Consider the following 17,981-nt stretch of genomic DNA (forward strand, 5'->3'; position numbering starts at 1 on the left):
ATAGATGGATACCAAAAGGTTGCAACTTCTCGCTGTTTAAGGCTCAAACGAAGCCACATCGCAAGGCACCCATACCTTTTCGCTAACAAAAAAGTGTTGGACCCCGTAAAATGCTGACTCGCTTCACTCAGGCAATAAAATTATATAAATTCTTTGCTTAAAGTAACGTTTTGGCAAGTGCGATACAAGCGTTTATATCTTGACTTTGACTAACAAGTGGCGTGCTAAATTTTAGCTCTTTTGCAGTGACCTTTCCGATGCTTATCGTCTGATAGCTCTCGTCCCAGCCAAAATTAGTAAGAAAATTTCTCACATTTATCGGAGATGCGAAGATCAAAATGCTATTTTTTGGTGGTTTTAGCTCCATTTTGCAAGGATTTAAGACATTTTCATAGGCAATGACCGCCTTTATATTTACGCCACCGTTTTGCAAAATTTCTAAGAAATTTGAAGCGCTATCTTTGCCCTTTAGATAAAGCACCTTTTTGCCCTTTAAAAGTGGCAAAATTTCTCTTGCAAAGTCATCTCCATGAGCATTTTGTCCAGTGTAAATTTGAGTAAAACCAAGCCCATTTGCAGCCGCCGCACAGCCACTTGCTATGGCAAAAACTGGTAAATTTTCTAGCGCACTGATCTCATTAAATTTTAAGGCATTAAAGGCATTTTTGGAGGTTGCCACAAGCGCGTCAAATTCGCTTAAATTCAAATCAAATTTCAAAAACTCTATCCTGCTAACGCTTAAATTTACAACGCTCTCATCGGCTGTTTTTGTGTTTGAGACAAGATAAATTTTACGCAACTCTTTTTAGCCCTAAAAATGAGATAAAAGCAAGCACGCTGCAAGCTAAAATGGCGATCGAAGTCGAGTAAAAAATGTCACCAAGACCAACTAGTGGCGAGATGATGCCACCTAAGAAAAATGGGCAAAATCCAAGCACCGCTGAGGCTGAGCCAGCGTACTCTCTGCCCTCATTCATCGCGAGTGATGAGGCTGTTGGTAAGATAAATCCAGTAAAGAGCAAAAGCAAGAAAAATGCGATGATAACGCCGATCACTTCAAATTTAAAGCAAAGCATAAACGCTATAAAAATGCTAGCAAACAAGGTGCCAAAAAGCCCAGTTTTTAGCGCTTTTCGTTCATTTAGCAAGCTTGAAAGCCTAGCACCTATAACGATGGCTAGGCCATTTGCCGCAAAGCAAAAGCTATAACTTACTGGGCTTAGCAAGTAAAACTCTTGTAAGATAAAAGAAGATGCCGCGATATAGGCAAACATCGCAGCCATCGTAAATGTCTGGATCGCAATAAATAGCATAAATTTCTTTTTTCTTAAAATTTTGCCAAAGACGCTGTAGGTCTGAAGCAAAGGCACTTTTAGGCGGTTAGCAGGGCTTAGGCTCTCTTTGAAGTAAAAATTTGCGATAAATAGCAAAATACCAATGATTGTTAGCGCCATAAAGATGCCGCGCCAGTCGGTAAATTTAAGTAGCAAGCTGCCGCCTATTGGTGAAAATATCGGAGCAAGACCATTTACAACCATCATCAAACTAAAAAATTTAGTCATCTCGTGACCCTTATAAAGGTCGCTCACAACGGCTCTTGAGATGACGAGACTGCCCGCACTTGCAAGCCCTTGGATGATGCGCATAAAGATAAAAAACTGGATATTTTGCGCAAAAAATATAAAAATAGTGCTAATCGTGTAGATGATGAGCGAGATGGTAAGTGGTGTTTTTCGGCCAAATTTATCGCTGATTGGACCAACTATTAGCTGGCCGATCGCAAGGCCTGCCATCGAGGTCGTAAGAGTTAGCTGGGTTGCTGGAACGCTTGTGCCAAACCACTCAGTTATGGCTGGAAGTGCTGGCAGGTAAAGGTCTGTGACAAATGGACCAAAAGCTGAAAGCGCGCCCAAAAATAGCAGTAAAAATAGTTTGGAATTTTCTTTTTTCATAGCTCTTCTTCAAATTTTAAAGGGATTATATTATGACTTTGCTTTTTGGGTTATTAAGGGTAAATTTAATGTGATTTATAAAAGAGAGAAGCCCTAAAATAGGGCTTATTTTACATTTTGTCTTTTGTGACGATTAGAAGCATTTTGAATTTGTCTTTCACTTTTAGACCGTGTGGGATCTTACCTGGAAGCACGATACTATCGCCCTTTACTAGATGAAAGCTCTCATCAGCTATCTTTAAATCAAGCTCGCCATCAAGCGCGATAAGTAGCGCATCTCCTGGGGCAGCGTGGGTTGAGAGCTCTTGGTCTTTGTCAAAACTAAGTAGCGACATCGAGCCATTTTCGTTTTTGACAAGCGTCTTGCTAACTATCTTGCCACTCTCGTAGCTAACGGCATCTGCGAGGCTAAAAACACTCGCCTTGTCTAAATGATCTATCATAACATTCTCCTTAAAATCTATTAGTAAATATTTTGTCTTCTTTGTAAATTTGAGCTTTCTCCAGGTTTTTGCCTCGATAAGGCAGGCTTCGTCGCGCCCAAGCCTCATCTGCTTTTCGCCATACTCAAGCTGCGCTTCGCCGTCAATGACGAAGGCAAGGCTATCTATAAAAAGCATCTCGTGATCAAGCTCCTCGCCCTCGTCAAATGCGTATATATCTACGCTTGCGTTTTTGTTTTTAAAGAGCCTTTTGCTAACGACGCTTTTTTCAACTATCTTTGTGTCTTTGTCAAGATTATAAATTTTGCTCAAGTTGTATCCTTTTATAATTTTACATGCCATTGTAGTTAAATTTTTTAGATGATTTATTGATAGAGATTATTTGTTTTTCAAATTTTAAAAGATTTATGTAAAACCAAAAAATATCAATACAACACCTGTTCTATTAGTAGTGATAGAACTTTTGCTGACCTTTATTTATATAAAAATTCTTGTATATCAAATTTCTTTTTGCTTCATATCTAGAAAGTAATCTTATTTTCATGTTTCCGTATCATTAATAGATATTCAAATATTAATCCATATAGTGTTTTTAGTTGTTGCTTTGCTATATAAGGCTATTTAATGATATACTGGTATATTTTAATCAACCTATAGTAAAACAAGACAAACATATTCGTCCAAACCAGGTGGTAAATGTATAATGTCTTTTTTAGAAGCCTACTGTAACTCATTATTGTTTTAATATATAAATTCAGCGTTTGTTAAAAAAATCTAATTTAACATTATATAAGATTATAAGTTTTATATAAAAATCACTACTATTTTATATACATTTAATGCATAGATTTAGTACTTATGTCATTATACTTTTGTTTTAAACGATAAAAATTTTTTATCATTTTTAATCTTCCAACTCAATTTCCAGTTTTTTTATAATTTCTCTAGAGAATTTTGCATATTGACTTGATGTATATGGAAAATTATCTTTTGAAAAATCAAAATCTAACTTATTTAAAAGTTCATCATAAAATTCAAAATCTTTAATTCCATATTTATCAATAAGTGTAAGATAGCTCATAATAAACCCATTTATAGATGTTACAGATAATATCTTAGATTTAGGATCATGCCATTCACTATTGAAATGTTTCCTTATTGCCTCAAAATATGTTGAGATTTTTTCTACACAAAATTTTTTATATTTATCCAAGGTTGCATCATCCATTCTTTTTAGTGCCTCTTTATCGCCATCCCAGTGAAAGAATAGATTTTTTCTACCATCCTTGGGGTCTAAAGTTATTAAATAACGCAACGCAAATTTAATTATTGACGCAATTTTAATTTTATTTTCATCCAATAATGACATTTCAAATTTATTTCGAAAAATACTTTCTTTATTTAGGAGATCAATGATTGACCTAGATAAACCAAAATCCGAAATAGGATCTTTAACCATTTGAATATGTAGTAATACATCTTGAGATACTGGTTTGGCATTAGAATTAATATCTAAAAATATTTCACTCTGTATCTTTATTTTTTGAGTATCTGACATACCTTTTGGAAAAATAAGACCCGTAACTAATAAGTGCAACTCTTTTCTTAACTGTGATATTTTAGACTCATCACTATCTGTTTCCAAACCTTCATAATGAGCATAAATACGATGTTGTCCATCAATAATACATATACTATTCATACAATTTGGGATAAGCATAGTGCATACATCAAGCTTATTAATTTCATCAATATTAATAGGTGTATTATCTCTTTTAAAGGAAATATCTTCAGGCAAAGCTACAATGATATTATTATAAAAAGCTTCTTTATTTGTTACTAAAAATTTTCTTATGCTGTTAATTCTTTTATCCTGAATTAGACGTTGATAAAGCAAAGAAGAATCTTCCCAGTTATCTTTTCTTAAGACATAAGAGTTTTTTATTAAAGTCTCTGCAGACATCATGAAGGATACTATTCTTACATTGTCTTTAATGCCGGTAAACGACTTTGGAGTAATTATTGTAGTTTTTATTTCTTTCTGGCTACTTTCTGTAGTAACAATACCTATGTCATCATCATTTAATCCTAAGAATCTAAAAATTTCATATCTGGCCGACCTTTTTATACATTTTGACATTTTAGATAAATACATTAAAGCATTATGGTCGACGAATTTTATCAATGAGTATAATTTATAATCATCATCACTAAAATCAAGTTTTTCTTGAGGAAAATACAAAAACTTGATTTTATATCTATCTAATGAATATTGTTTAATAAATGAACCTTGAAAATTATCATATAGCCATTGGCAAAACTCTGCTGTATTTTTATTGATTTCTACAAATCCCTCATGCTTTTTTCTAACATGATCTTTAATTTTATCTGTTTTTGTTGCTGTATCTTCACAAATCAAAATTATATTCTCATAAATAAATATAAAATCTAATTCTACAGTCCTATGTCCTACTTTAAAGTGTTTATTTAGTGTATTTAAATATTCAAAACCAGCCATAATAAAAGTATTTTTTATACTATTCCTAAAAATTCTAGACAATATTGCTTTTTTTATCTCTTCCGGAGATTTTTTTGATTTTCTAATACTTTTAGGCATTTATACTTGTCCTTCTCTAATTTTACGGAATTCTTCTGGTAACATCGCAACCGAACTATTTAAGTCAGGCTCCATAACTGGTACATCCTTTCTGACTTTTATAACCCCATCAATAGCTTCCTGAATACGCGTTTTGGCAATATTAAAGTATTCTTTTTGTATCTCTGCTCCCACAAAGCATCTCTGCTCTAGTATGGATGCTACACCTGATGTTCCAGAACCCATAAACGGGTCCAAAACTATTCCATTGATGGGCGTTAATGCTTTAATTAGCCTCTGTGGGATAGCAATTGGAAATTGACATGGGTGCTTTGTTTTTTCTATATGGTTGGCCTTAACATTTGGTATATCCCACACATCTGATGGGTTCTTACCCAAGGGGTTACCGCTAAATTCCCCTTTATTCCCTCCTTTATATGAACGTTTGCCTGGGTATTTTTGTGGTATACGTACATTGTCTAAATTAAAATTATATTCTTTGCCTTTTGTAAACCATAGTATTGTTTCATGTCTTCCACTAAAACGTTTTGAACTATTTAGACCATGTCCAAAAGTCCAAATAATTCTATTTCTTAAAACAAGTGGGATTTTATGCTTTAAACTACTTTCATAAAACACCTGATACACATAGTAGTCTAAAGGAAATATCTCTGTTTTGTTAACATGATATCCTACCTGCCAACACAAACTACCACCAACCTTTAGAACCCTATAAATATCATTAAATATTTTTGATTGTTGCTCCTTAAAACTCATAATATCATCATGAATATTTTCATACTCTTTACCTATACAATATGGCGGCGATGTGACAATTAGATCGCAAAAATTATCTGGAATTGTCTTTAGCAACTCCAGACAATCTCCATTAAAAATAGTTACCCTATTGTCTATTGCAAATTTTTCGTTTACTTCCATTTTGTATACCGATATAAATTTTACTCCCACTCGATAGTTGCAGGTGGCTTGCTTGAGATGTCATAAACTACGCGGTTTATGCCATTTACCTCGTTTATGATGCGGCGGCTTACGTTTTCAAGCAGATCATAAGGAAGCCTTGAGAAGCTTGCAGTCATGCCGTCGCTCGCATCGACCACGCGCACACAAACAGCGTTTTCGTAGGTGCGGTTATCACCCATTACGCCAACAGAATTTACGTTTAAAAGTACGCAAAATGCCTGCCAAGTTTTGTTATACCAACCACTACTTTTTAGCTCATCGCGCAAGATCACGTCAGCTTTGCGAAGCAGCTCAAGACTTGGTTTATTTACCTCGCCCATGATGCGGATAGCAAGGCCAGGTCCAGGGAAAGGATGGCGGAAAACTAGCTCGCGGCTTAGTCCAAGCTCAAGACCTAGTTTTCTAACCTCATCTTTAAAAATTTCTCTTAGCGGTTCTATCAGCTCAAATGTCATCCAATCAGGTAAGCCGCCAACGTTGTGGTGGCTCTTTATAGTCTTACTTGAGCCAACGACTGAGCTTTCGATGATGTCAGTATAAAGAGTGCCTTGAGCTAGAAATTTCACATCGCCATGCTTTTTAGCCTCTTTTTCAAAAATTTCTATAAATGTCTCGCCTATGATCTTGCGTTTTTTCTCAGGATCAACGACGCCAGCCAAGCGGTTAAGAAAGATCTCGCTCGCATCTATACTAACTAGCTCAACGCCAAGTTTCGTTCTAAATGTAGCCTCAACCTGCTCTTTTTCGTTTGTTCTAAGAAGTCCGTTATCGACAAAAACAAGGATCAAATTTTCAGGCACAGCAGCTGCCAAAAGTGCCGCAGTAACAGAGCTATCCACACCACCGCTAACTGCGCAAAGCACCTTGTGAGTGCCCACTGTTTTTCTGATCTCTTCTATTTTATTCTTAGCGAAGCTTCCCATGTTCCATGTGCTCTCGCAGCCACAGATATATTTAGCAAAATTCTTTAAAATTTGCGTGCCATACTCGCTATGTTGCACCTCTGCGTGAAACTGGATTGCATAAAATTTACGCTTATCATCACCAAAAGCGCAATAAGGTGAATTTTCGCTAATCGCAATCGCCTCAAAGCCCTTTGGCAGGTCTTTTACATAGTCGCTATGGCTCATCCATACGATTTGTTTTGAAGGTGTATCTTTAAAAAGATCGTGCTCTTTTACGACGCTAAGTTCAGCCTTGCCGTACTCTTTGTGATCAGCTGCTAAAACCTCAGCACCATGTGTGTGAGCAAGTAGCTGCATGCCGTAGCAAACGCCAAGTATAGGGATATTTAGCTCAAAGACGCCGTTATCGCAAAAGTAGGCATCTTTAGCATAAACACTAGCTGGGCCACCACTTAGAATGATACCTTTTGGATCTTTCGCCTTTATATCGCTTAGTTTTGCGTTAAATGGCAAAATTTCAGTATAAACTCCTTCTTCTCTTAGCCTTCTAGCTATTAGCTGAGTATACTGCGAACCAAAGTCCAAAACTATAATCGTATTGTTCATTTATAACCTTTTAAAAGTAGATGTGAAAAATTTCAAACTGCACATACCAAACAATGAGTGATACGATGTATCCTAAAACTACCATCCATGCATATTTCATATGCGCACCAAAGGTATAAATTCCTTTTAATTTACCCATTACTCCAACGCCAGCTGCTGAACCAAAGCTGATCATCGAACCGCCGATACCAGCTGTAAGTGTCACTAGTAACCACTGACTCATAGCCTCGCCCGCATCAGCTCCCATGGCTGGGTTTGCTTTTAGCACAGCTGACATAACAGGGACGTTATCAACGACTGCTGATAAGAAGCCAACTCCGATATTTACAGGTGTTGAGCCAAATTTATCATAAAGTGACACAGCGTAATTTAAAAATCCAGCAAAGTGAAGAGCGCCAACTGCAGCTAAAATTCCAAAGAAGAAAAATAGTGTGTTGTTCTCGATCTTTGACATATAGTGAAAGACATTCATAGGCTCTTCATCTTTGTGAGCTTTTTTGAAATAATATGTATAAAGGCTAAGCAGTGAGAAGCCAAACATCATGCCCCACATAGCTGGTAAATGAAACAACTGGTGCATCATAACAGCACAAAAGATGGTAAATGCACCTATGAAGATAACCGCTTTACCACCCTTTTTCATAACCACTTTTGGCTCATTTGCGACGTCAAAATGAGGCGCAGTATTTGGCACGATGCGTGAAAGTAAAAACGCTGTCACAAACCAGCCGATAAATGAAGCTGGGAAAAGTGCAAAAAAGTCTAAAAATGGTGACTTGCCAGCTGCCCAAACCATAAGTGTAGTGATATCGCCAAATGGACTCCACGCTCCGCCTGCATTTGCTGCTACGACGATGTTTATCGCACCTGCGACTAGGAAATTTGTATTATTTCTATCTATCGTTAAAAGAACGGTTGATAGGATAAGCGCTGTTGTTAGGTTATCAGCCACTGGGCTAATGAAAAACGCCAAAATACCAGTTAGCCAAAATAGCTTTCTGTAAGTGTAGCCTTTTGAAACTAGGTTGTATTTAAGCGCGTTAAATACATCTCTTTCAACAAGTGCTTCGATAAATGTCATCGCTACCATTAAGAAAAATACGATCTGAGCTATCTCTAAGATCAGGTGATTTACCTCGTGCTCTAGCGAATGCACATCCATGCCGTTTATAAGCATATAAACGCCGATTAGTAAAAACATAAAAGTGCCGATAAAAATGGCAGGTTTTGCCTTGTCGATGTGAAAATTCTCTTCTGCTGCTATGAAAAAGTATCCAACAACAAAAATGATAAGCGATAAAATTCCCGCCCATGTAGTAGTTAAGTCAATAGCCACAGCTTCTCCGTCAGCACCAAAGGCTATAGCAAAAAACAAGCCTAGAAGTCCAAATAACCTCATATACTCTCCTTGTAAGATAAAAATTTGCGTATTTTACTTAAATGAGCCTAAAATTTAGGTTAGTTAAATTTATTAAGCTTGCATTACATTTTTATCTTACGCGAAATTTAAGATCAAATTTTATTGATCTTGTCAGTTTTTTTCTCTTTCACAGGTGCATCGCCATAAAATGGATCGTCCTTGTAGCCGCAACCACTAAGTGCAAAAAGAGCGAAAATTAAAATAAAAGATGATAAGATTGCCTTATGAAAGACGCCAAATTTATGATAGATGCTATCCACGAAAATCCTTTGTATAAAGAAAAATTAAGCATGGCAGACGAGTGCCAAGAGCTTCTTCGCCTCATGGGTAAAGCAAAGCGATTTTACATAGCCTTTTGCTACGTTAGAGAAGGCATTTTAACCTTCGTTCTCACTCATCCCTCAGGGCTTTTGGAGCTTAGACGTGATAGTAGTATAAATGATATAAAAGGGTTATTAAAAACCTTTTGCAAATTTAATAAAAATAGCATTTTTGCAAGCGTCATCGAGCCAAAACCTCTTAATGAGATCAACTATATAAAAAACAAAAAAGAAGAAAATATAAGATTTATCGTGAGCAAATATCTAAAATTTTTCACGCCTCAACCTACGCAAAGGTCAAATTTCATCACTCCAGCAAGCAAAGGCGAGTTTAAAAATTTAGCCACAAATGAGCAAATTTATAAGAAATTTGAAGAGCTAAGAGAAATTTTGCTAAAGAAAAACGAGCAGGCAAGATGCTGATAGACGAGATAAGAACGCTTCCAAACGAGCCTGGCGTATATCAATATTTTGACGCTCAAAACAGACTTTTATATGTCGGTAAGGCCAAAATTTTAAAAAACAGGGTCAAAAGCTACTTTAAATTTACCCCAAGCCTAGCCCCAGCTGAAAAGCTAAGCCCAAGAATTTCAAAGATGATAAGCGAGGCTGTGCATCTTGAATACATCGTCACACCAAGCGAAGCAGACGCGCTCATACTTGAAAATTCATTTATCAAACAGCTTAAGCCAAAATACAACATCTTGCTTCGTGACGACAAAACCTATCCTTATATCTTTATAAATTTAAACGATGAATTTCCAAGATTTGAGATCACTAGAAAGGTGGTAAAAGGCTCAAATATACGCTATTTTGGTCCATATTTTAGCGGAGCGGGCGAGCTTCTTGAGGCGCTTTATCTAAATTTTAATCTCGTTCAGAAAAAATCCTGCATCAAAGGCAAAAAAGCCTGCCTTTTTTACCAGCTAAAACGCTGCTACGCCCCATGTGAGGGTAAAATTTCAAAAGAGAGCTACGCCAAAATAGTAGCTGATGCCACAGCCGCTTTGCAAAATCCAAATTTGTTAATCGCTCGCCTTGAAGAGCTCATGCTAAACTACGCCAAGGCCGAAGACTACGAGCAAGCAGCCGCGACTAGAGATAAGATGCAAACGCTTAAAAATATGCAAACAAAGGTCGAGGTCGATCTAGCTAAGCTTGAAGACTTTGAGGCCTACTCGGTCGCTTGCGTGCACGATATGATCTGCGCGGTGAGATTTAGCGTGCAAAGTGGTAAGATAACAGGCGTAAAAACCGATATCACACAGGCTAAAAACGCTCAAAAAGACGAGATAAACGAGGCTTATAAGCAGGCCATTTTAAAAAGCTTTATCGCTGGTCAGCCAATAATCAGCACCAAAATTTATGTCAATGAAAACTTTGAAGATAGCGAGCTGGTGGAGGAAATTTTAAACGAGAGGTTTGGACGTAAATTTAGCATCACTTGCCCAAAAATAGGCGATAAGCGTAAAATTTGTGAGATCGCTACAAAAAACGCTGAAGTTAGCATCGAAAAATACCTAAAAACGCACGACAACGAGCTACTAAACGAGATAAAAGAGTATTTTAATCTAGCTCACACGCCTTACGTGGTCGAAGCCTACGACAACTCACACCTTTTTGGCGAGGCAAGTGTCGGAGCAATGGTGCGCTATGAGCATGGCGAGTGGGCGAAGCAAAACTACCGCCACATGCATCTTGGCTCCAAAAACGACTACGATCAGATGAGAGAGAGCCTCACTGCTAGAGCGCTTAGGTTTGACAAGCTTAGCCCACCTGATCTTTGGGTTATTGACGGGGGCGAAGCGCTTTTAAGCTTAGCCTGTGAAATTTTAGCAAGTAGCGGTGCAAATGTCGATGTGATCGCTATCTCAAAAGAAAAGATAGACGCCAAAGCTCACCGCGCAAAGGGCGAGGCGAAAGATAAAATTTATACAAAAAATGGCAGCTTCAGTCTAAGCACGAGCGATAAAAAGCTGCAGTTTTTCCAAAAAATGCGCGATGAGAGCCATAGATTTGTCATCAGTTTTCACAGAAAAACAAGGCAGAAAAACGATATGCAAAGATCACAGCTAAGACAAGCTGGCGTATCTGAGGGCAGTATCACGAAATTAATCAGCTTTTACGGAAGTTTTGATAAAATCAGCGAAGCAAATTTAGACGAAGTGGCAAAAATAACAAACAAAAGCGTAGCAGCAAAGCTTTTAACGCTCAAAGAAGGAAATTTGAAGTGATAATATACGACAAAAACGGTCAAATTTTAGCGATGGGAGATATCTCTCTTGGTCTGCTTGAATTTAAAGATATAAGGGAGTTTTTAAGCGAGCATAAAGACATTGACGAGCTAGTTTTAGACTACAAAGAGTCTGGAGTTTTTATAGATTATCTAGCTAAAAGACCAAATTTAAGAGTAAATTTAAAGACCAAAAACGGCAAAATTTTAAATGCTACGCTTAAATTTTCAAAGATCAGCTCAGTAAAAAACGAAGAGTATTTCGAGCTTTTGATCCTCGATCAAACAGAAATTTACAGCCAAAACCAACAAGCTGCGATGAAAGCAAAGACCAAACTTCGCTTGCCAAATTTAAAGGTAGATGAAAAAGAGCTTTTGGATAAAGAAGAAGAGGTCTTAAACGAGAGCTGGTTTAGCGAGACTGCTAGCTTTTTAAATTTAAGCAAAAGCGAGTTTGCGACCTATCTTGGTATATTTTTAAGCAAAGCCAAAGATAAGATGATCTTTATCCAAAGTGCGGTGCAAGCGCGAGATACTAAATTTTTAGAAGAGAGCATAAAGATCTTAAAAGAGCCAGCGCTAAATTTAAAGATCACTCCGCTTGTGGCAAATTTTGATGCGCTACTTACCAGACCAAACAAAATTAAAAAGATCGCTCAGATAAATGAAAGACTAAGCGAAATAAGCACGCTTTGCAATAAATTTTCAAAAAGGCTTGGCAATGAGGGTTAGTAAATTTTTAGTTCTTTTGCCGATATTTTTGGCGGCTATCGCCTGCTTTTATAGTGGCGCTCTCTACTTTGATAAATTTAGGATCTCTTATGGCATAAATAGCGAGCTAAAAAGAGAAAGTTTGATAAGAAGCGCCGCATACTCTATCGTTTCAGAAAGAATTGCTTACGAGAGATATAGTCAGACTAGGTCACCACAAGACGAAATAACACTTAGAAAGGCAAATGCTGCTAAAAATTTAGCTGTAAAAATATTTTTAAATAGCCTCTCTAACACTTCAGATGATACAAGGATGAGAGATAGGCTAAATGAAGTTTTAAAAAACGCAAATGCAAGTTGGGAGAGCTTTAACCTCTCGTTTTTCAGCTTTGTTGAGCTAGCAAATTCTGCCTTAGAAAGTGGGCAAGTTATATTTAGAGATGTATCTATAGATGTTGATATCAAGCGCTACATACTCTCTTTGATCAGAACTTACGAGCTACTTAAAAATGTAAATACTGCAAAAGAGCACATTTTAGCCGTGCTTATGGGTAAAGAAAAAATCACCGAAAGCTCGTTAAAACAAACTGTAAATAGCCTTAAACATAATGATATAAATGCAAATTTACTCCCAAGTGGCGAGATAAAAGATAGCATAATAAGAGATATAGATAGGCTTGAAAATATAGAGACCACGCAGGGCTATGACGAGATCCGCTTTAAGCTAAAGCTAAACAATGAGCTGACACGTGATGAAATTTTGCAGATAAATGCCTTTGAAAGCAATAGAGTCAAACTCTTTAGCAAGATAGCAAACATCTTAGCTGACGAGCTAAAGCGCTTAAATGACAACTTTAGAATCAAGGCGCTTTCTCTAACGTTTTTGATGTTTTTACTATCGCTTTGGCTATTTTACGCTGGCTATAAAACATATATCTGGCTAAAAAATTTAGAAAATTTAAACCAAAAAATAAAGCTTATAAGAGATGAGGTTTTAAAAAGAGGCGATAGAAATCCACAAAATTTAATAGAAAATTTCATCGCGCTATATAAAGAGCTACTTCAAAAGTATGAGCAAGAAAGAAGCTTTACAGCGATAAAAGATAGGCTGCTAGTTAGGCTAAATAAGAAATTTTACCTCTCAAAAGAGCAAATTTTAAGCTCGGTCGCTACGCTAAAAAAAGATGAAAACGTGGTAAAAAATGAGCTAGTTTTTGAAAATTTAGAAAAAAATAGCCAGATAATCGCGATAAATTACAGCAATATAAAAGGCTTGCTTGATAGCAGAAATGGCGAAGTTGGACTAAATTTAAAGCCATTTAACCCACAAATTTTGTTTTCAAACATACTTGAAGCGCAGATACCTTTCACGCAAGAGAAAAAGCTAAATTTCTTAACCTACCTTGATGCAAACATTAGCGACGAGCTAGAGGGCGATAGCGAGAAGATAAGCGTCGTCTTTGGCTCTATCATGCAAGCTGTCGTGACAAAATGCGATAAATTTGCCAACTTGATAGTAGAGATAAAAAATGTCAGCGACGCTCTTAGTCAAAGTGGTCTTTTGCTCATCGAAACAAAGATAAGGACAAATCAAATTTTCATAAATGAAGAGCAGATAAAAGCTTTAAACGCAGAAGATGAAAGCGAGATAAATGACGAAGAGAGCGAGTTTTATCTAAGACTTGCTAGCTTTTATCTAAAGCTTTTTAACTCAAGCCTTGACATAAGCACGCTTGGCGGAGCTGGCAATGAGTTTAAATTTATCCTTAGTCTAAAAAAGGTGCAAAAACTGCAAAATTTCAGCCTAAATCACGAGCTAAGGATCGCGTATCTGCCTGATATAAATGCAAAATATAATGAATTTTTCGCAGCCACTTTAGAAGATATGGGGCTTAGGTTTCAAAATATCATCTCAAACAACCAAGCACTAGCGAAAAACTACGACATCGTCTTTGCAAGGCAGAGTGCTAGTAAAAATATAAATATAAAAAATGTGGTCTTGCTAAAAGATCCACTCACGCCACTTAGCGTTGCGCGGCTTGTCTATATGGAGAAGAATAGGGGCGAGAGCATGGCTGAAGAGAAGGTGCTCTTTTTGCTTTGCGACAAAAACCCACTTAGCCTTGAGATGTTTTCGCGCGCTTTTAGCTTCTTAGACTGCGAAGTCATAGGCGTTAGCAGCCATAAAGAGCTTAAGCAAGCACTACTTTTAAATAGATTTAACGCAGTCTTTATCGATGCTTCATTTTTTGAAAATGGCGTGGCAAATTTCGTAAAAGAGATAAGATCGCTTCAAGAAGAGAAGATAAATTTAGTCGCTGTGGTCTCAAACACCTCAAATATCCCTGAAAGAGAGCTTCTGCCAGCGTTTGATGAGAAGATCAGAAAGCCTTTTAGCAAAGATGAGTTAAATCAAATTTTGCCTAAATTTATAAAAAACTATAAGCCAAGCAAAGAAAATAGATATTTTAGTAAAAATGAAAACATAGTGATTTACAAGAGCACGAAGCTTGAAAATAAGATATTTGCTGGCGCTCTTGGCGAGTTTCAAAACACGCTTGAGGTCGCAAATAGCTTTAGTGAGTTTTTGATAAAGATAAAGACGAAACCTTGCTCGCTAGCGCTTGTGGATGAGGCAGCGGAGGGCTTTGATATAAAAGAGCTTTTAGCTACGATATCTGAGCTTAGAGCTGGGCTAAAGCTGGATGCTAGAGTGCTTCTTTTTAGCAATAATTTAGAGCTTAAAAATCAAAAAGAGTATATAAAAATCCTATCTCCAAGCGTGAGCAAGATAGAGCTTACAAACTTCGTAAAATCAGAGCTTGGCGAGATAAATTCGACCCAAAATGAACTAAAGAACAACTTTAAATTTATAAAATTTAAGATTTGAGTTTTTACTTAGCCTATAAATTTAAACTAAATTTATAGGCTTGTATCTTTAGTAAATTTATGTGAGATAAAATTTAATTTTTTGCCGGGAAATTTGCCGCTTTGATTTAAAGTAGCTTGCGTTTTGGCAAAACTATTTTAATCAAATTCTTGCTAAGGATTTGCAGGTTTTTGAATTTATTTAAGCTGCCAGTAGATCAAATTTATTCTCAAAACGACATAGGTAAAAATAGAAATTTAACTAGCCTGTAATTTTGGCATCAGGCTAACTTTAAATCAAATTTACTCTTTTATCCTGCCGATCGCTTCAGCAAATTTTAGCTCTTTGTTTTCAAAGAGGTTGTACTCGATCGCATCTTTTTCGCTAAGTATGACAATGGTTGAGCCAAGCTCGAAATTTCCAAGACACTCGCCCTTTTTGATGTGTAAATTTTCATATTCATAAATTTGCGTAAAATTTGCCACCACATTTGTCTGGATACGCTCGTCAAAGCTAAATTTCATCTTGCCAACATTTAAAAAATAGGATCGTTACAGCTAGGATAAATTTATCTTGACATTAGTTATTCTTTTTAAAGCCAAGCAACGTAAATTTACCCTTGCAGATTGATTACTACCTTTTAAATTTAATAAATTTTATCTATCTTTCTTTTGCAAACTATTTTTATTGTCCTTATGCGCCATAAAGCACGCACATATAAAAACAAAAATCGTTATAGCTAGGATCAAATTTTGCCCTGGCATGAAAGCTCCTGATTTGTAAATTTAAACCTCTTTTGCGCTGTTTTTAAAGACATTTACCACGCTGGCTCGTTTGTGGCAAATTTCAGCATACTCTTTTTCGCTCTTTGAGTCATAGACTATGCCAGCTCCAGCTCCGACAAAGACGTCGCTAAAGCCGTTTTTAGCTGGCACAAAGATGGCTGAGCGGATGAGGATCGCCACCTGAGCGTCGCCATTAAAATGCAAAAATCCAATGCCCCCGCCATAGATATTTCGCTCAAAAATTTCAAGCTCATTGATGATCTGCATCGCTCTGATCTTTGGCGCACCGCTTAACGTGCCAGCCGGGAAGATGCTAGCTAGCACGTCAAAAAGGTTAAGCTCCCTAGCGCACTTGCCATAGACGTCGCTAACGATATGCATCACTTTTTCAAATTTTTGGATATGCATCGCATTTTTCACGACCACGCTCTTTGGCTCTGAAACCCTGCCGATGTCGTTTCTGGCAAGATCAATTAGCATCTTATGTTCAGCCAGCTCCTTTTCGTCACTTAGTAGCTCATTTTCAAGCGCCACGTCAGCGTTTGCGTCGCCTCCTCTTGGTCTTGTGCCAGCGATTGGTGCTACAAAAATTTGCTCACTTTTCATCTCAAAAATAAGCTCAGGTGACGAGCCAACCACATCGCCATAAGGCGTAGGAAAATGAAACATATATGGACTAGGATTTGCGGTGGCTAGCTTTTTGTAAAAATCCAAACTGCTCATATTCGTTGAAATTTCAAGTAGCTCTCCAAGTACAACCTGAAAGACGTCGCCGCTTCTTATATATTCTTTTGCCACTTCAACCATATCTTCAAAGTGTTTCTTTTCGCTACTAAGATCACTTTTTATGCTAAATTCACACTCTTTTTCGCCCTTATGCTCTGCCTTTAAATTTAGCAAAAAGTCATAATACCTCTCTTTATCTCCATAAAAAGTGTAAATTTTACTCATCTTGTCAAAGTGCAGATATGCTTTTGCATCGGCGTAGATAAATTTTGGAAATTCATACTTTTTAGCCTTCTCTTCGCCGATATACTCAAAGTATCTCACGCCATCATATGCAAAGACGCCAAAAAGTCCAGCAAAAGGTGCGAGCGCTCTGTTACAATTAGTATCAAAGTAGCTTCTAAGCCCGTAAAAGTCCATATCCTTTTCATCGATATATTCGCAGTCTATACCGATTATCGTTTGCGTCTTGTCTTCAGCAAGGTAGCTATTTTTAAATTTCTCTCTGATCGCTTCATAATAAAAAAGTGGTTGTTCTAAGAGCATATTTTTCCTTTTAAATTTTTATTGATTATAAAAAATTTTCGCTTTTACTTTTTAGAATTTTGGCTAAATTTTTAAATTTACCCCTTTTTTACTATTTTTTTAAGAGCCCCTTGGCTAAAATTTACGCCAGTCGAGGGAGAAAAAATGCTTTTTGTAGAACTATTTATAATCGGTATCGGCGTTGGTTACATCGCTGGGTTTTTTGGCATCGGTGGCGGCACGGTCGTCGTTCCTATCATGGTCGCCTTTGGATATGACGTGAAAACTGCCATTGGCATAAGTGTCATGCAGATGATCTTTAGCGCGACGTTTGGCTCGTATCTAAACTACAAGGCTGGGCTTTTAAAGCTAGATCGTGGTGTGGTTTTGGGGCTTGGAGGTTTGGTTGGAGCCAGCTTTAGTGGCATCATCGTGTCGCACGCGCCAGCACTTTTGCTTGAGTCTATGCTTCTAGCAACATTTATCTTTTCGCTTATCAAGTTATACTTTTCACCAAATAGCGACGGCTCAAATGCGAATAATTCGCTCTTTTTGCTATTTTTAGTCGGCGTTTTTGTTGGCGTTTTTGCCATTAGTATCGGCATCGGCGGAGGCGTCTTTATCGCTCCTATCTTGGTTGGCTTTTTGCGTTATGAGCTTAAAAAAGCGGTTTCTATGGGCGTGTTTTTCGTTATGTTTGCAGCCATTGCCGGCTTCACATCACTCTCACTAAATGGTCACATCTCATACGCTGAGGGCACATTTTTAGGTCTTGGCTCGCTAATAGGCGCATACTTTGGCACCAAAAAGACGCAAAATACCGACAAAAAAACACTTAAAAAATGGTTTTTGGTCTTTTACATAGCGATGATATGTTTGATATTAAAAGATATGTTTTTTGAGTAAGAG

At 37.1% G+C, this 17,981-nt stretch carries 15 protein-coding genes; 5 read left to right on the forward strand and 10 right to left on the reverse strand.

Annotated features, from left to right (window positions below; genetic code table 11):
• Positions 1-157 precede the first annotated feature (157 nt).
• The 8 genes from G6W41_RS00450 to G6W41_RS00485 all read right to left on the reverse strand — a co-directional run bounded on the left by G6W41_RS00450 (position 158) and on the right by G6W41_RS00485 (position 9,163).
• Positions 158-799, reverse strand: coding sequence for a uroporphyrinogen-III synthase (locus tag G6W41_RS00450; RefSeq protein WP_194170258.1), 642 nt, complete (start codon positions 797-799; stop codon positions 158-160).
• Complete coding sequence (locus tag G6W41_RS00455; RefSeq protein ID WP_194170259.1) at positions 792-1,952, reverse strand: multidrug effflux MFS transporter; 1,161 nt, start codon at positions 1,950-1,952, stop codon at positions 792-794. The genes G6W41_RS00450 and G6W41_RS00455 overlap by 8 nt, the downstream gene beginning before the upstream one ends.
• A 110-nt stretch (positions 1,953-2,062) precedes the next feature.
• A complete protein-coding gene (locus G6W41_RS00460) occupies positions 2,063-2,707 on the reverse strand; it encodes a cupin domain-containing protein (RefSeq protein WP_194170260.1) in 645 nt (214 codons plus the stop codon).
• A gap of 592 nt (positions 2,708-3,299) precedes the next feature.
• Positions 3,300-5,012 (reverse strand): DGQHR domain-containing protein, encoded by a 1,713-nt coding sequence (locus tag G6W41_RS00465; RefSeq protein WP_194170261.1) that lies wholly within the window; start codon positions 5,010-5,012, stop codon positions 3,300-3,302.
• Positions 5,013-5,930, reverse strand: coding sequence for a DNA-methyltransferase (locus tag G6W41_RS00470; RefSeq protein WP_194170262.1), 918 nt, complete (start codon positions 5,928-5,930; stop codon positions 5,013-5,015).
• Between the two features lie 20 nt (positions 5,931-5,950).
• Positions 5,951-7,483 (reverse strand): glutamine-hydrolyzing GMP synthase, encoded by a 1,533-nt coding sequence (gene guaA, locus G6W41_RS00475; RefSeq protein ID WP_194170263.1) that lies wholly within the window; start codon positions 7,481-7,483, stop codon positions 5,951-5,953.
• 10 nt (positions 7,484-7,493) lie between these two features.
• Entirely contained in the window at positions 7,494-8,882 is a 1,389-nt protein-coding gene (gene nhaD, locus G6W41_RS00480; RefSeq protein WP_021084730.1) for a sodium:proton antiporter NhaD, read from the reverse strand.
• Positions 8,883-8,995: 113 nt separating this feature from the next.
• The gene (locus tag G6W41_RS00485; RefSeq protein ID WP_012001408.1) at positions 8,996-9,163 is read right to left on the reverse strand and encodes an LptM family lipoprotein; all 168 of its coding nucleotides are present in this window, start codon (positions 9,161-9,163) and stop codon (positions 8,996-8,998) included.
• Here G6W41_RS00485 and G6W41_RS00490 point away from each other — a divergent pair.
• Genes G6W41_RS00490 through G6W41_RS00505 form a run of 4 tightly spaced genes read left to right on the forward strand, consistent with a single transcriptional unit; the run spans position 9,146 to position 15,057 of the window.
• A complete protein-coding gene (locus G6W41_RS00490; protein ID WP_194170264.1) occupies positions 9,146-9,646 on the forward strand; it encodes a hypothetical protein in 501 nt (166 codons plus the stop codon). The genes G6W41_RS00485 and G6W41_RS00490 overlap by 18 nt on opposite strands.
• Positions 9,640-11,457: an excinuclease ABC subunit UvrC gene (uvrC, locus tag G6W41_RS00495; protein ID WP_194170265.1), complete on the forward strand. Its 1,818-nt coding sequence runs from the start codon at positions 9,640-9,642 to the stop codon at positions 11,455-11,457. Before G6W41_RS00490 ends, uvrC begins: the two co-directional genes overlap by 7 nt.
• Positions 11,454-12,188 (forward strand): hypothetical protein, encoded by a 735-nt coding sequence (locus G6W41_RS00500; protein ID WP_021092022.1) that lies wholly within the window; start codon positions 11,454-11,456, stop codon positions 12,186-12,188. The genes uvrC and G6W41_RS00500 overlap by 4 nt, the downstream gene beginning before the upstream one ends.
• The gene (locus tag G6W41_RS00505; RefSeq protein ID WP_194170266.1) at positions 12,178-15,057 is read left to right on the forward strand and encodes a hypothetical protein; all 2,880 of its coding nucleotides are present in this window, start codon (positions 12,178-12,180) and stop codon (positions 15,055-15,057) included. The genes G6W41_RS00500 and G6W41_RS00505 overlap by 11 nt, the downstream gene beginning before the upstream one ends.
• 281 nt (positions 15,058-15,338) lie before the next feature.
• Here G6W41_RS00505 and G6W41_RS00510 read toward each other — a convergent pair whose 3' ends face one another.
• Entirely contained in the window at positions 15,339-15,560 is a 222-nt protein-coding gene (locus G6W41_RS00510; RefSeq protein WP_242039877.1) for a phosphatidylserine decarboxylase, read from the reverse strand.
• Between the two features lie 261 nt (positions 15,561-15,821).
• Positions 15,822-17,093: an anthranilate synthase component I family protein gene (locus G6W41_RS00515; RefSeq protein ID WP_194170267.1), complete on the reverse strand. Its 1,272-nt coding sequence runs from the start codon at positions 17,091-17,093 to the stop codon at positions 15,822-15,824.
• Positions 17,094-17,237: 144 nt separating this feature from the next.
• On the opposite strand from G6W41_RS00515, the gene G6W41_RS00520 reads away from it, so the two are divergent.
• Positions 17,238-17,978, forward strand: a complete 741-nt coding sequence (locus tag G6W41_RS00520) for a sulfite exporter TauE/SafE family protein (RefSeq protein WP_194170268.1) — start codon at positions 17,238-17,240, stop codon at positions 17,976-17,978.
• Positions 17,979-17,981 lie beyond the last annotated feature (3 nt).

Source organism: Campylobacter concisus (assembly GCF_015230035.1).
Taxonomy (GTDB): domain Bacteria; phylum Campylobacterota; class Campylobacteria; order Campylobacterales; family Campylobacteraceae; genus Campylobacter_A; species Campylobacter_A concisus_BK.

Bases quoted from the DNA above. Each gene is read 5' to 3' on its own strand.
- G6W41_RS00455 (WP_194170259.1), bottom strand. From the start codon at position 1,952: ATGAAAAAAGAAAATTCCAAACTATTTTTACTGCTATTTTTGGGCGCG.
- G6W41_RS00465 (WP_194170261.1), bottom strand. From the start codon at position 5,012: ATGCCTAAAAGTATTAGAAAATCAAAAAAATCTCCGGAAGAGATAAAA.
- G6W41_RS00470 (WP_194170262.1), bottom strand. From the start codon at position 5,930: ATGGAAGTAAACGAAAAATTTGCAATAGACAATAGGGTAACTATTTTT.
- guaA (WP_194170263.1), bottom strand. From the start codon at position 7,483: ATGAACAATACGATTATAGTTTTGGACTTTGGTTCGCAGTATACTCAG.
- nhaD (WP_021084730.1), bottom strand. From the start codon at position 8,882: ATGAGGTTATTTGGACTTCTAGGCTTGTTTTTTGCTATAGCCTTTGGT.
- G6W41_RS00490 (WP_194170264.1), top strand. From the start codon at position 9,146: ATGATAGATGCTATCCACGAAAATCCTTTGTATAAAGAAAAATTAAGC.
- uvrC (WP_194170265.1), top strand. From the start codon at position 9,640: ATGCTGATAGACGAGATAAGAACGCTTCCAAACGAGCCTGGCGTATAT.
- G6W41_RS00505 (WP_194170266.1), top strand. From the start codon at position 12,178: ATGAGGGTTAGTAAATTTTTAGTTCTTTTGCCGATATTTTTGGCGGCT.
- G6W41_RS00510 (WP_242039877.1), bottom strand. From the start codon at position 15,560: ATGAAATTTAGCTTTGACGAGCGTATCCAGACAAATGTGGTGGCAAAT.
- G6W41_RS00515 (WP_194170267.1), bottom strand. From the start codon at position 17,093: ATGCTCTTAGAACAACCACTTTTTTATTATGAAGCGATCAGAGAGAAA.
- G6W41_RS00520 (WP_194170268.1), top strand. From the start codon at position 17,238: ATGCTTTTTGTAGAACTATTTATAATCGGTATCGGCGTTGGTTACATC.